The 12732-nt window shown below is 61.6% G+C and carries 13 protein-coding genes, 1 tRNA gene and 1 pseudogene; 3 read left to right on the top strand and 12 right to left on the bottom strand.

Features of this window, described 5'->3' with window-relative positions; all coding sequences use genetic code 11:
• Window positions 1–10: 10 nt before the first annotated feature.
• From yidD to ASB58_RS10660, 10 genes are all read right to left on the bottom strand, one after another.
• Entirely contained in the window at window positions 11–292 is a 282-nt protein-coding gene (gene yidD / locus ASB58_RS10610; protein ID WP_118130611.1) for a membrane protein insertion efficiency factor YidD, read from the bottom strand.
• On the bottom strand, window positions 289–1695 hold the full coding sequence (gene cysS / locus ASB58_RS10615; protein WP_118130613.1) for a cysteine--tRNA ligase: 1407 nt from the start codon (window positions 1693–1695) through the stop codon (window positions 289–291). Before cysS ends, yidD begins: the two co-directional genes overlap by 4 nt.
• A 25-nt stretch (window positions 1696–1720) precedes the next feature.
• Entirely contained in the window at window positions 1721–2626 is a 906-nt protein-coding gene (gene folE2 / locus ASB58_RS10620) for a GTP cyclohydrolase FolE2 (RefSeq protein WP_118130615.1), read from the bottom strand.
• Window positions 2627–2704: 78 nt separating this feature from the next.
• Window positions 2705–3109 carry a TraR/DksA C4-type zinc finger protein gene (locus ASB58_RS10625; RefSeq protein WP_118130617.1) on the bottom strand — a complete coding sequence of 135 codons (405 nt, stop codon included), beginning with the start codon at window positions 3107–3109 and terminating at the stop codon, window positions 2705–2707.
• An 85-nt stretch (window positions 3110–3194) separates the two neighbouring features.
• Window positions 3195–3596 (bottom strand): Fur family transcriptional regulator, encoded by a 402-nt coding sequence (locus ASB58_RS20375; protein WP_118130620.1) that lies wholly within the window; start codon window positions 3594–3596, stop codon window positions 3195–3197.
• 249 nt (window positions 3597–3845) lie between these two features.
• Window positions 3846–4340 carry a metal-independent carbonic anhydrase family protein gene (locus ASB58_RS10635; protein WP_118130622.1) on the bottom strand — a complete coding sequence of 165 codons (495 nt, stop codon included), beginning with the start codon at window positions 4338–4340 and terminating at the stop codon, window positions 3846–3848.
• Between the two features lie 64 nt (window positions 4341–4404).
• Complete coding sequence (locus ASB58_RS10640; protein ID WP_118130624.1) at window positions 4405–5475, bottom strand: arsenic resistance protein; 1071 nt, start codon at window positions 5473–5475, stop codon at window positions 4405–4407.
• The gene (locus ASB58_RS10645; RefSeq protein WP_202974624.1) at window positions 5469–5864 is read right to left on the bottom strand and encodes an NAD(P)-binding domain-containing protein; all 396 of its coding nucleotides are present in this window, start codon (window positions 5862–5864) and stop codon (window positions 5469–5471) included. Before ASB58_RS10645 ends, ASB58_RS10640 begins: the two co-directional genes overlap by 7 nt.
• 130 nt (window positions 5865–5994) lie before the next feature.
• The gene (locus tag ASB58_RS10650; RefSeq protein WP_181977921.1) at window positions 5995–7104 is read right to left on the bottom strand and encodes a peptidoglycan DD-metalloendopeptidase family protein; all 1110 of its coding nucleotides are present in this window, start codon (window positions 7102–7104) and stop codon (window positions 5995–5997) included.
• Between the two features lie 832 nt (window positions 7105–7936).
• Window positions 7937–8027: transfer RNA gene (locus tag ASB58_RS10660), tRNA-Ser, on the bottom strand.
• Between the two features lie 196 nt (window positions 8028–8223).
• Here ASB58_RS10660 and ASB58_RS10665 point away from each other — a divergent pair.
• From ASB58_RS10665 to ASB58_RS10675, 3 genes are all read left to right on the top strand, one after another.
• Window positions 8224–8916, top strand: coding sequence for a crotonase/enoyl-CoA hydratase family protein (locus ASB58_RS10665; protein WP_096002884.1), 693 nt, complete (start codon window positions 8224–8226; stop codon window positions 8914–8916).
• A gap of 76 nt (window positions 8917–8992) precedes the next feature.
• Window positions 8993–10057, top strand: a complete 1065-nt coding sequence (locus tag ASB58_RS10670; RefSeq protein WP_118130630.1) for a metal-dependent hydrolase — start codon at window positions 8993–8995, stop codon at window positions 10055–10057.
• 71 nt (window positions 10058–10128) lie between these two features.
• Window positions 10129–11355 (top strand): MFS transporter, encoded by a 1227-nt coding sequence (locus tag ASB58_RS10675; RefSeq protein ID WP_118130632.1) that lies wholly within the window; start codon window positions 10129–10131, stop codon window positions 11353–11355.
• Here ASB58_RS10675 and ASB58_RS10680 read toward each other — a convergent pair whose 3' ends face one another.
• Window positions 11356–11685 carry a branched-chain amino acid transport AzlD family protein gene (locus ASB58_RS10680; RefSeq protein ID WP_096002887.1) on the bottom strand — a complete coding sequence of 110 codons (330 nt, stop codon included), beginning with the start codon at window positions 11683–11685 and terminating at the stop codon, window positions 11356–11358.
• Window positions 11672–12404, bottom strand: a pseudogene (locus ASB58_RS10685) (AzlC family ABC transporter permease). Before ASB58_RS10685 ends, ASB58_RS10680 begins: the two are co-directional and overlap by 14 nt.
• Window positions 12405–12732: the final 328 nt, after the last annotated feature.

Raw genomic sequence — 12732 nt, forward strand, 5'->3', positions numbered from 1 at the left:
TAAGCAGGGGTCAGGGTCTGGTTTGTTTTTCCGTGTCGCGATGGCTGCAGCAAGGGGCAGCGTGCTTCGCCGGCGGCACCGGGTAATAGCCGCCCGGATGCAGGGGATGACAGCGCAGCAGGCGCCGGATACCCAACCACAAGCCAACAATGACGCCGTGGCTTTGCACCGCCTCGATGACGTAGTGCGAACAACTCGGGTGAAACCGGCAGCGCGGCCCGAGCAGTGGGCTGATGAGCAGCTGATAGCCGCGTACCAGCAGCACCACAAGCCGCGCGCCGAGGTGTTTCATAGCTGAGCCTCTCCGGCTAGCCGCCAGCGACTTCCGGTGGGCGCGTCATGCAACACCACGCCGGCCTCATTCAGCTGTGCCCGCAAGGCGTCGGCCCGGGCATAGTCGCCCTGCTGTCGCGCCTGCTCCCTGGCAGCGACCAGCGCGTCAATCTCCGCCGCAGGCAATGCCGGTTCAGCCTCCGAGGCTTGCAGCTGCGCCAGTGCCTCGGCCGGCGGTTGCTGCAGCAGGCCCAGCAGTGCGGCCGAGGCAAGCAAACGCCCTTTAGCCAGGGCGCGCGCGGCAGGAGAAGCAGCCGTATCCAGCTCCTTGCGCAGCTGGTTTAGCCGCTCCAGCGCAGCATGCACATTCAGATCACTGCTCAATGCCAGCAGCACACCACCATCGACCGGCATATTCTGCGGCGTCTCAAGCTCGGCCACTGCCGCCAGGCTGCGATAAAAGCGCGCCAGCGTGCGCTTGGCGTCCAGCAGGCGCTCAGTACTCCAATTCAACGGCCGCCGATAGTGCGTGCTGAACAACGCCAGGCGAATCGCCTCGCCCGGTGCCAGCTCCAGCAAGTCACGCACCAGCAGAACATTGCCCAGTGACTTGGACATTTTTTGCCCATCGACGGTGACAAAGCTGTTATGTACCCAGTGCTGGCAATACAGCTGGCCGTTGGCACAGGTGCCCTGGGCCACTTCGTTTTCATGGTGCGGGAAGATCAGGTCCTGCCCGCCGCCATGAATATCGATGGTCGGCCCCAGATGCCGGCCAATCATCGCGGAACACTCGATATGCCAGCCCGGACGGCCGCGGCCCCAGGGGCTGTCCCATCCCGGCTGCTGCGGGACGGAGGGTTTCCACAGGACAAAATCCATCGGGTCGCGCTTGTAGGGCGCAACCTCTACCCGGGCGCCCGCCAGCATGTCCTGTGGGCTGCGCCCGGACAATTGGCCGTAATCAGCAAAACTCGGCACATTAAACAGCACATGCCCCTCGGCCAGGTACGCATGGCCGCGCTCCAGCAGCCGCTCAATCAAGGCGATGATGTCGGGAATATGCTCGGTGACTCGCGGCTGCAGGTCCGGTGTTTGCACCCCAAGCGAGCGCATGTCCTGCTGGTAGGCCGCAATGTAGCGCTCGCTGATGACGCTGATCGACACCCCTTCGGCCGCCGCTGCGGCGTTGATCTTGTCGTCCACATCGGTGAAGTTGCTGGCGTAGACCACCTCGCGGTAGTGGCAACGCAGCACGCGCGCCAACAGGTCGAAGACCACCGCCGGGCGCGCATTGCCAATGTGCGCATAGTTGTAGACCGTCGGTCCACAGACATACAGGGTGACCCGATCAGCCGTGCTGGTGGTCACCGGCTTGCGCGAGCGCGTCAGAGTATCGTGCAGTACCAGAGGCAGACTCATAACGCGCCCCCACGCCAGCGCAGGCTCATAAACTGCTAGGGCCACTGGCCCAGGCCACCGCATCATGCGGGTGCAGGCTTTCAATATGGCGAACAAAGACCTGCGGTTGCAGCCCCGCCAGGCCCGGCGCAGACTGGATACGCCGAGCGGCATCCTCGACGAACATCAGGTTCTGTCCGTTCAACGCGGCAAACGCCTGTTCATCCGCCCGTTTGACGGCGGTTTGCACCGGCGTCCCGAGCGCCTGCTCGATCTCGTCAACCAGCGACAGCAAGCCAAGTCCGGACGCCGCCTCCTCGAGCGTTACATCCACCTCAGCCTCGCTACGCTGGCTATGCGGTGTTGCCAGGGTGGCATGTGTCTCCAGCCAGCTCGCCACCTGCGCCGCACTCAATGTCTGCCCGGCAAAGGTCTGCAGAAACGCCTGCTGCACCAGCTGACGGGCCAACGCGGCCGAACAGGGGCAGGTCGACGAGTAGCCGACAGTGACACGCAGATTGAGCTGAAAGACACCGCGCGACAGGCTCGCCTGCAAGCGCACGGGATAGGACTTCCACCCCGCCAGCCCCTCGGTCACCAGCGCCGGGCGGCGCGTCAGAAAGTCAAACTGCAGGGCCAGCCGTGCGCTCTGCGAGCCGCAATCTGCATGGCTGTCGACCATTTCCTGAAGTACCGCGCGCAACCTGCCAGGTGCCAGCGGCGCGCCTTCACCGAGGCTATCCAGCAGCCGGTACAGGCGCGACATGTGAATGCCCTTGACCTGCGGCTGCGGCAAATCGACATGGACATCCGCACGGGCGTGTACAGTCTGGCGCTCGCCGGACTCGTCCAGCACAACGGGTAAATCAATGCCCTGCATTCCCACCCAGTCCAGCGGCAACAGCCGGGAGGACACCTCGGTGCGGGATACATCAGGCAGTACGGCATTCATCAGGTTTGCTTCCTTTTGGTTCAGGTGGTTGGCAACAGCGCATGCACTCGTTACGGCCCTACCAACGGGGTAATCAGTTCAGCGTTCTCGTCTGTGCCGTTCCGCGCTTTCCTGCCGCTCCTTTGCCTCGAAGCTCAGGGTTGCAGTCGGCCTCGACAGCAGACGGGCCAGCCCGATCGGCTCTCCGGTTTCAGCACACCAGCCATATTCGCGACGGGCCAGCAGCTGCAGCGAATGGTCAATTTTGTCGAGCAGCTTTTTCTCGCGCTCCAACAGACGCAGGTGCGCCTGACGCACCTCCTCCGTGCTGCCAATGTCAGCCGGGTCGCTCGAGGTCTCGTAATGGCGCAACTCACCGAACTCTGCATCAATTCGGGCCCGCAGCGCCTCCCGTTGGCTGAGCAGCAGAGCGTGGAAAAAAGCTTGTTGCTGCTCATTCATGTAAGCGTCATCGGGCTGCTTCAGCAGTTCTTCTTCGGTCATGCACGTCTCCCTCTTGCTGTGCGCAAGGCCCTGCGGTAGTGATCAATCGGGTGGTACAAAGCGTGGCAGACGCATCGCGCCGGCTTCATGGGGTCGAGTCGGCCTGCTGCAGACAGTTGGCGCACTGGCCATGCACCTCAATGGCCGCCTGCCCCGGCGCAAACGCGTGACGTTGCTGCCAATGGCTCAGGTTTTGGCTGAGACTATCGTCAACAAATTCGCTGACCTTGCCGCAACAATCACAAATGGCCAGCACCCTCAGGCCGTGCTTGCAGCCACCAGGCTCAGCACAGGTCACGTAGGCGTTCAGCGACTCCAGGCGATGTACAAGGCCGCGCGCAACCAGACGATCCAACGCCCGATACACCTGCGCCGGCGCATTAAAACCGGGCCGGCTCAAACGCCTGAGCAACGCATATGCCCCAAGCGGCGCCTGCTCCTGACGCAACGCAGCCAGCACCGCCGTCTCGTTCGCAGTCAAAGCCACCTGGCTCTCCTTTCGCCACAAACAATTGGTTATAACATAACATTTTACGCAATCAAACCGCACCCGGATACTGCGAACACCGTTAGTCAGTCGGTACCCTGCAGCCCGCAGGCGGCGCTGAGCGAGCCAGCTCTACGCGCTATCAGCAACTCGCTGAACGGTTTGGCGTGGCGCTTATTCCGCCCCGCAAGCGCACTCACCTGCCTGCTGGATGAGCGCGCAAAATGGGGCGGACACGATGATGTCTCGTTACTGTTGCGGCTGCGGTTGCGGCTGAAACGGCAGCGATGATTGATGCAGCACGATCCTCACCCTACCGTCGTCACACATCTTGAAGACAAAACTCTTGTTAACGAAGATATGACTGTCGTCTTCGCCAATCAGATGAACGTTGCATTGAACGATTGCGAGGTCGCCGTGCAGCAGGTAATCCAGCTTGTTGAACCAGAGCTTCATCCAGGGTTTGAGCTTGAACCCGGTGTCATCGGGAAAGTCGGGGTTACCGCCAATGAAATACGAGAGCGCTCCCTCCTTGGTCGGACGATAGGTCTGCGGGCCGAAGGTCAAGGTCGGTTTGAACAGCACCTTGCCTTTGTCATAGTCGTAAGTGTCGGTGAGTATCTGCGTTGCCGCGGCAGTGACATCGCCGCCTTCCGAGTGGATCTGACCAATGCGCACGACGTTGTCGCACCAGCGCTGAACGCTATCGACGACCATCTGGTCGGTGAAGGTGTTGCTGGTCATATATTGTCCTTCTGTCAGTGATTCGAGAAAACGCTGGCCCGTCGTGGCAGCCAGTTGGCGCAGCTTATGAGCGTCCTGGCGATGATCGACTGGTGACGCCCTCAGGGCCGAGAAAGGGTGCGCTGCCATTATCCACGGGCGGGCTGCCCGCTGGCGGAAAGCGATGGCGGGCAGTCAGGAGCAGCCGGCGCAGTGCTGTCAGATGCAGAAACTCAACCAGCATGCCGATTACCAAGGCAGCGTAGAGCAACGGCTGGTCCGGTAGCGCGGCCATGGTAATCGCCAGCATCAGCGGCGCATTGCGCGCCGCCACCGTCATGGTCAGCAGTGCGTGCTCGGGGTAGCGCATCCGACACAGGCGACTGATACCTTCGCTCAGCAGGAAGGTGAGCACGAAAAACGCGAACACCGCCAGCAACACCCAAACAAAGACCGCACGGTGCGCCATGAGCACGGAAATATTGGCGGCAAAGATTTCCATCACCAGCAGGGCAATGACCCAAGGCGTGGCCTGGTCGACGCGATGAAGTACCCGCTCAAAACGGGCCGCTCCCAAACACAGGCGCAGTAGCTGATGGGCGACCACTGCAGCTACTAGCGGCAGCAGGAACCACTGCAGCAAGGTGCTGCCGATCATCCCCGCCTCGACCTGCACAGCGTTATGCGTGAACCATTGCAGGTACCACGGATACAACAGCAGCTGAACCGCCATGTTGAGGGGAATCAATGCCGTACCGAGCGACACATTGCCGCCGGACAGCCGCGTGAAGCCAAGGAACCAGTCGGTGCAAGGCGACAAAAAATAGATCATCAGCCCGACCATGATCAGCGGATGGTCGGCCAGAAAGAGCGAAGCCACACAGTAGCCAATCCAGGGCACCAGCAAGAAGTTGGCCACCAGGGCTATACCGAGAAAACGCAGGTTGCCGACGGCCTGTACCAGCGCGCCAAAACGCACACCAAAGAACAACAGGGTGACCAACGCGAGCAACGTAGGGTCCACCCGTTCACCCAGCCATTGGCCGCCCGCCGGCAACAAGAGCCCAAACAGCGCCCCGAGCGCGATGCTGGCCATCAAGAGCACCGAGGTGACGGTAACACCAGGCAGCTGTGGTTCGGAGGATGAGCTCAGCATTGGCAATCCTCGCAGCAGTCGCTGTTACCGAAGGGCCCCCAGGCCCCATATTCGGCAAGCAACGCAGCGTCGTCGATGTCCAGGCGTTCGGCAATGTGGCCAGCTATCGCGGCAAAGCGCTGGCGAAACTTGTAGACGAAACAGTAGATCAGCGGATCGTGACGCACCTGCGGCCCCACCAGAAACAACCCGGGGCTCTGGGTCGATTCGTCCAGCTCACTCAGCACGGGACGGTCTTCGTCGTCCCACGCCCACAGCTCGGCGATCTGCCGTGCTCCGCCCCCTTTGAGAAAGCCGGTGCCCAGAATGGGAGGCTGTGGCTCATCCCAGTAGCGACCGTCCGCAGCGTGGATTCGATACTGCCCCCCTGCTTCCTGCGTGACGGACAATACAACGGCGGTGATTCACGCCCGAATAAAAGTACCAATGCTCGTTCCGCGCACCGCTTGCGCGATGCTTGATGGGCCGAGTCGACTCAGCATCAGTCGGATGTACCGGTCCACAGCGCGCTGCTATCACTCAACCACCGGCGCCGTGGACGTTCGGCTCCATGCTCGCTGCCAACTGCTCGCTGTTATCCATCACCGCCATCAGGACGGCGACCCGGTTGCGGAACACCGGCATCTCGTTCGCCGGTATGTGCGTGGCTGTGGGGATATCGGCAGTCAACGGATCAACGGGCCGGTTATTGACGTGCAGCTCGAAATGCAGATGTGGCCCTGTGCTGCGGCCGGTGTTACCCGACAGGGCGATACGCTCTCCCCGGCTGACCCGCTGCCCTCGCTGAACCTGTACCTGGCTGAGATGCAAATAACGGGTTTTAAAGTGCCCAGGATGCTCAACCTCGATATACCGTCCGGCGTAGGGATGATTGCCGATTCTGGACACCACCCCATCGCCGGTGGAAAGCACCGGAGTGCCAACAGGCATGGCGAAGTCAACACCAAGGTGCGGCGCGATACGCTTGGTGACCGGGTGCAGGCGACGAAGGTTGAAGGGCGAGCTGACGCGGTAGTTGCGTTGCGTCGGGCGGCGGAGGAACGCCCTGCTCAGGCTCTCACCGTTGCCGTTGTAATAGTTACCATCGGAGTGCAGAAAAGCGCTCTGGGCAAGTTTGGCCCCTTGGAGCCGAATGGCTTCTATGCGAGTTTGCCCGGTTGCACCGGCGTCCACCATTTCTCGGCTCAAGACAATCTCGAAAAGATCGTTCTTGTGTATGTCTCGCTGGAAGTTCACCCGCTCCTCGAGAATACGTTGTGCTTGCAGGATCTCCCCGTCGGTCAGCCCCGTTTGGCTGGCCGAGGCGTAGAAACTACCGCGAATCTGCGCACTGAACACATCCTGCTGCCAGCGGCTGGGTTTGATTTCCTCTGCAAACTCGAAGCTCCCATCAGGCAGCCGGCGATAATGAATCGTTTTGCCGGGATGCACGTTCAGCGAGAGCGAAAGCAACTCACCCGACGTGAGCGCTTGCTCGAAATACAGCGTATTACCCGGCTTCAAGACATCGAGTGCGAGCAGCTCCTGGTCAGCGGCCAGTACCGCATTCATGGTCGCCACATCGATGTTCCGCTGGGAGAATATGCCGCTCAGCGTATCCCCTGCTTGAATGACCCAAGCCTCATCCACTGCGACCTCGGGCTGCTCAGGAGAGCGCGGTAACGGGGCGATGGAGCTTGAAGATGAGGGGGTTACGACGGGCGGAGAGGCGACATCCGGCACAGTCGAGACCTGGCCGCGGGGCCACAACCAGGCAGCCAGACACACAGCACAGACCAATACCAACAGCGCCAACCGGCATTGATTAGCCCGGCGGAAAAGGATATTTGCGCTCTCCGGATTCGATGCTGCTCTTTTCTCGCGCCGAGAAGCCATGGGCGGAATCGTCCTCATATCAGTAGAAGCAAGCTGCCAAGCAGACCCACAAAAGATTGATATAACATAACAAAAAAGGCTATAGAAAGTGATAAGCCCTTGCCTGCCCAGCCCGCGCTGGCCGGGCATATCCCCTTCTAAGGCGCAGTTTTTTAAGCCAGAGATCGTTTGCCGCGTCGTTTACCCACCCAACGAAAGGCAACAGCCCCAACCAAATGGCGATCTGTTGGGGGAGACGTATTGGTACTGCGGAGAATTCTGGGACAGACCTCGTGGTACGCACACCTTGCACCGGATCACCTGCAGGAAGCGTTGAGGCTGAACCCTTTCGACACTTTTTCGACACTTTCCGAAGCTGGACAAGAAAAACACAGCTTGCGCCAAGCTTCTTCGCTGTCTGATAGAGAGGGATTACTCGGCGCTGAGCGCCTCGCCCTCGGCTGGACCAGCCTCGGGTCGTCGTCGCTGCGCTCCGACGTTCCTGCGCCAGCGGTGCTGGCTCCGGTCGAACCGCTAGGGTTCTCGTCCGTCTTTTCACCGCACAAACAAAAAAGCCCCAGCTTGCGCTGGGGCTTTTTTGTTTGTCTGGCGGAGAGAGAGGGATTCGAACCCTCGATACGCGATTAACGTATACACACTTTCCAGGCGTGCTCCTTCAGCCACTCGGACACCTCTCCGGATCTCGGCGGCAGGAGACCCTGCTACCGAGGCGCGCTAATGTACCGAAACACCCGTGTTTTGGCAAACCCTTTTTCTATGTATTTCAGTCATTACAGTGGCTTGCCGACAAGACTCGCCAGTCATGATTTAGTTGGTAAACTGCCGAATCGCGAACGCGGCCTGTCGCCGCAGCCCTGACTCGAGGACTTTCTGATGAGCGAACTGGTTTCCTACCGTTTTGCCGACGGCGTTGCCCACCTGAGCCTGGACAACGGCAAGGTCAATGCCCTGTCGCCCGACATGATCGCTGCGATCAACGCGGCGCTTGACCAGGCCGAGCAGGACCGCGCTGTCGTGGTGCTGAGCGGTAAGCCCGGCATTTTCTCTGGTGGTTACGACCTTAAGGTGATGACCTCCAGCCCGGACGCGGCCAAGGCGCTGGTTGCCACTGGCTCGACCCTGTCACGCCGCCTGCTGTCGCACCCCTTCCCCGTTGTGGCGGTGTGCACCGGCCACGCGATCGCCAAGGGCGCTTTCCTGCTGCTGTCTTCGGACTACCGTCTGGGCGTTGCCGGTCCGTTCAAGATTGGCCTGAATGAAACTGCCATCGGCATGACCATGCACCACGCCGGTATCGAACTGGCCCGCGCGCGCCTGACGCCCGCAGCCTTCGGTCGCGCCGTGATCAACGCCGAGATGTTCTCGCCGGAAGAAGCTGTTCAGGCGGGCTTCCTGGATCAGGTCGTCGCTGCCGAAGAGCTGGAAGCCGCCGCCATGGCCAAGGCCAAAGAACTGGCTGCGCTGAACATGACGGCGTTCCGCCAGACCAAGGTAAAATCCCGCAAAGCCTATCTGGAGCTGCTGGATGCCTGCATCGAGCTGGACCGTCAGCACGATCTGAGCTGACAGATCGGAAGGGGACTGCGCCGCCCGGGCAGATGCAGTAGTCTGTTGCTCTGTTAATAGCGGAGCAGCCCCTTCCATGGATTCAGTTACTCAGCTCGTTCTCGGCGCCTCTATCCAGGGCGCCATGCTTGGCCGCTGGCAGGGCCGCAAGGCGCTGGTATACGGCGCGGCACTAGCCACCCTGCCGGACATGGATGTGCTGATCGACTACGGCGATGCCGTCGCCGATATGACCTACCACCGCGGCTTCAGCCACTCTCTGTTCGTACTTGCAGCTCTCGCTGCGCTGCTGACCTGGCTGATCCGCAAGCGCTGGCCGGATGCCGGCTACAGCGGCAGGCGACTGTTCCTGACGTTGGCGCTGGTGCTCTGCACCCACCCGCTGCTGGACAGCTTTACCACCTACGGCACCCAACTGTTCTGGCCGTTGACTACGCCGCCGGTGGCGATTTCCTCTATCTTCATCATCGACCCGCTCTATACCTTGCCGCTGCTGCTGGCGACGCTGGTAGCGCTGGTGATCGGTCTCGGGCGCAGCGGTCGACGCTGGCAGTACGCGGCGCTGGCGTTGAGCAGTCTGTATCTGGGTAGCACACTGGTCGGCAAGACCATGGCAGAGCATCGGCTACAGGCCGCGCTTGAGGCGCAAAAACTGCAGCCGGATTCGGTATTCAGCACGCCCACGCCGTTCAATACGCTGCTCTGGCGCGTCATGGCGGTGGATGGCGACATCTATTACGAAGGGCTGACCGGCTGGCTGGACCATGAGCCAATGAGCCTGACCGCGCTGCCGCGCCAAAGCGAAGCAGCGGCACAAGCGCTGGCGAACTCACCGCAGAACGAGCGCCTGCGCTGGTTTACCGGTGACCGTTTGCGCTATGACCTGATCGACGGCCAGTGGGTGGCCACCGACCTGCGCCTGGGCATGAGCGGCTATCATCCCTTCCGTTTTGCCCTGGCAACCGCAGACGAGGACGGCCAGACCCGCCTGATCGAATACACCGAGCAGTGGCCTGCGCGCCGGCCAGACGCCTCGGTCCTGCGCCTGCTGATGGCCCGTGCGCTGGATGCCGCTACACCACTGTCGTTGGCGGAGCTAGCGCAGCCGCTGGGCGAGCCTGGGCCACATCAGCGGCAGTGATGGCCTGACTGACTGTCCGCTGCGCGCCGGCTTCTGCGATAATCGCCGCTTTATCCGGAAGGAGCAGGAAGATGTCAGGGCCATCGTCACACAGCAGTTCCGCAAGCAGTCGCCGGGTGGCGATGTGTGGTGCGCTGCTGGCGATTTTTACCACCATCTTCGCCAGCAACGTGCCGACACCGCTGTACGCGGTGTGGCAGGTCAAAATGGGCTTCTCGTCCACCGCGCTGACTGCGGTGTTCTCCATCTATGTGCTGGGAGTGGTGCTTACCCTGCTGACCCTGGGCTCGCTGTCAGACAAGATCGGGCGCCGTCAGATGATGGTGCCAGGGCTGCTGTTCATCATTGCCGGCGCGGTGATGTTCATGCTGGCCAGCGATATCTACGGCCTGGGCGCCGCCCGGGTGCTGACCGGCATTGGCACAGGCATCGTGACCGGAGCCTCCTCCGCCGCACTGGTCGAGCTGGAACCCAATGACAACTGGACCCGTGCCGCCACCCTCTCCGCCCTGTTCTTTACCCTGGGCGCCTTTGCCGGCCCCACGGTAAGCTCGTTGATGCTGGGTCTGGGAGAGGCGGCACTTACCTGGCCCTTTGCGGTAACGGTGGTGCTCGGCTGCATGACGGTGGCCATGCTGCTGTTCGCGCCCTGGCCCGCTGATATCGGCCAGCGCCATCCGGAGTTTCGCTGGCGCGCCTGGCGCCCCGCCACTATCAAGGTACCCCGCGAGATGCTGGGTGCCTTCATCTTTGCTGCCGCGGCCATCTGTCTGGCCTGGTCTACCGGTAGCCTGTATGCATCCCTTGGCCCATCGCTGGCAACCAAGCTGGTGGGCATCGACGATCGCACCAAAGCCGGCCTGTTCGCCGCCGGCTGGCAATTGATGGCCGGCGTCAGCCAGTTTGCCTGCAAACGCCAACCACTTGATCGTCTGCTGCTGGTGGGGCCGAGCACCCTGATCGTTGGCTTGGGCGTAATGGCAGCTGCGGTGGTCTACAGCTCACCCTGGCTGTTTACCCTGGCCACCCTGGCAACGGCTGGCGGCGCGGGCGCTACCGGTGTGGTCGGCATTGCCTCCATCAGCAACACCGCCCCGGTGGATCAGCGTGGCAGCATCAATTCGGCGTTTTACCTGATGGCGTACCTGACCATGGCCTCGGTGGTGCTGGGCGTGGGCTTTGTCAGCGACATGATCGGCTTTGCCCCGACGGTGCTGGGCTTCACCAGCATCATTTCCTGCGCGGCTCTGACTCTGATACTGGTGGCCGTTCGCACCAAGCGCGCATCGTTCTGGTAATCAGCCGAACAGCCACCAGCGCCAGAGAAAGAACACCAGCATGCTGCCAAAGATGGTCAGCAGCAGGTTACGGCTGAACGCGGCGATCAGCACGGCAACGACGCCGCCGACCAGATAGGCGTTACTTGGGGTCAGTTCCAGCCCCTCACCGCCCGGCATCAGCATGGCCGGCACGATGATCGCGGTCAGCACCGCGACCGGCACATAGCCGAGCGCCTGCTGCACCAGCGGGCTGAAGCGCACCCGGTCGCCGACGGCAAACAAGGTGTAGCGAATGGCAAAGGTAATGCTCGCCATGCCCAGCAGCAGCACGATCTCAAACTGACTCATTGATCGCCTCCTTTGCCGGTTGCGCCGCCAGCCAGCGTTCGGCGAGCACGCCAGCGCTCACACCCGCCAGCGCCGCAATCATCAACCCGAGCTTCCATGGCAGGTCATACGCCAACACCGCAACCAGGCCGGCGACCACCGCCGCCAGCAGCATCGGGCGAGTGCGCAGCAGCGGTACCACGATGCCGGTAAAGGTCGCGACCATGGCAAAATCCAGCCCCCAATCAGCCAGCCCCGGCAGCGCGTTGCCCAACAGCGCGCCGAGCAGCGTGCAGAGAAACCAGTTGCTGTACATGGCAAGACAGGAGCCCAGGTAATACCAATGCTTAAGTTCTTTGGGGGGGGTGCGGGTCCAGATAGTGACGGTGCACCACGGCAAAGCTCTCGTCGGTCAGCCAGAACGCCAACGGGATCTTCCAGCGCTGGGGCAAGTGCCGCACATGGGGCATCAGGCTGGCGCTATAGAGCATGTGGCGCAGATTGACGATCAGCGTGGTCAGCAACAGCACCACCAGCCCGGTGCCACTGGCGATCAGGCTGACGGCAATAAACTGCGCCGAACCGGCAAACACCAGCGCAGACATCAAGAGAGTCGCCGGCAGAGACAGCCCACTGGCAACCGCCAGCGTGCCGAAGATGAGACCAAAGGGCAAAGCGCCGATCAGCATGGGGACGGTGTCGCGCGCGCCGCGCAACAGAGCTGTGGTTTTGGCAGACATGGGCAGCAGGCAGACCGGGCAGTATCAGAACGATAAAGACTGCAGCCTATCCCGCCGCACCGCAGCAGAACAGATACAGCTACACGGCAACACCAGTACAAACTGTTACGTTCAGGCCTTGGGAAGTACTGATTAATTCCACACACCCTCTGCGAGTTCTCGAGCGTGCAGATGCAAGGCGCGATATGCAGCCAAGAGTGGTTAGCAGATGCATGCTTGAGCGCTCGCCCTGCGGGGCGCTCAGGCTGGGCCGCACTCTGCATTGTGATTTCTCGACAGGTTCCGACATGCCTTCGATACCACGCCTTGATTGCGGCCCAAACGGATG

This window comes from Pseudomonas abyssi (assembly GCF_003444685.1).
GTDB lineage: Bacteria > Pseudomonadota > Gammaproteobacteria > Pseudomonadales > Pseudomonadaceae > Halopseudomonas > Halopseudomonas abyssi.

What these genes read in the sequence shown, in the direction of transcription:
- yidD (WP_118130611.1), bottom strand. Translation starts at nt 292, where the DNA reads ATGAAACACCTCGGCGCGCGGCTTGTGGTGCTGCTGGTACGCGGCTAT.
- cysS (WP_118130613.1), bottom strand. Translation starts at nt 1,695, where the DNA reads ATGAGTCTGCCTCTGGTACTGCACGATACTCTGACGCGCTCGCGCAAG.
- folE2 (WP_118130615.1), bottom strand. Translation starts at nt 2,626, where the DNA reads ATGAATGCCGTACTGCCTGATGTATCCCGCACCGAGGTGTCCTCCCGG.
- ASB58_RS10625 (WP_118130617.1), bottom strand. Translation starts at nt 3,109, where the DNA reads ATGACCGAAGAAGAACTGCTGAAGCAGCCCGATGACGCTTACATGAAT.
- ASB58_RS10635 (WP_118130622.1), bottom strand. Translation starts at nt 4,340, where the DNA reads ATGACCAGCAACACCTTCACCGACCAGATGGTCGTCGATAGCGTTCAG.
- ASB58_RS10640 (WP_118130624.1), bottom strand. Translation starts at nt 5,475, where the DNA reads ATGCTGAGCTCATCCTCCGAACCACAGCTGCCTGGTGTTACCGTCACC.
- ASB58_RS10665 (WP_096002884.1), top strand. Translation starts at nt 8,224, where the DNA reads ATGAGCGAACTGGTTTCCTACCGTTTTGCCGACGGCGTTGCCCACCTG.
- ASB58_RS10670 (WP_118130630.1), top strand. Translation starts at nt 8,993, where the DNA reads ATGGATTCAGTTACTCAGCTCGTTCTCGGCGCCTCTATCCAGGGCGCC.
- ASB58_RS10675 (WP_118130632.1), top strand. Translation starts at nt 10,129, where the DNA reads ATGTCAGGGCCATCGTCACACAGCAGTTCCGCAAGCAGTCGCCGGGTG.
- ASB58_RS10680 (WP_096002887.1), bottom strand. Translation starts at nt 11,685, where the DNA reads ATGAGTCAGTTTGAGATCGTGCTGCTGCTGGGCATGGCGAGCATTACC.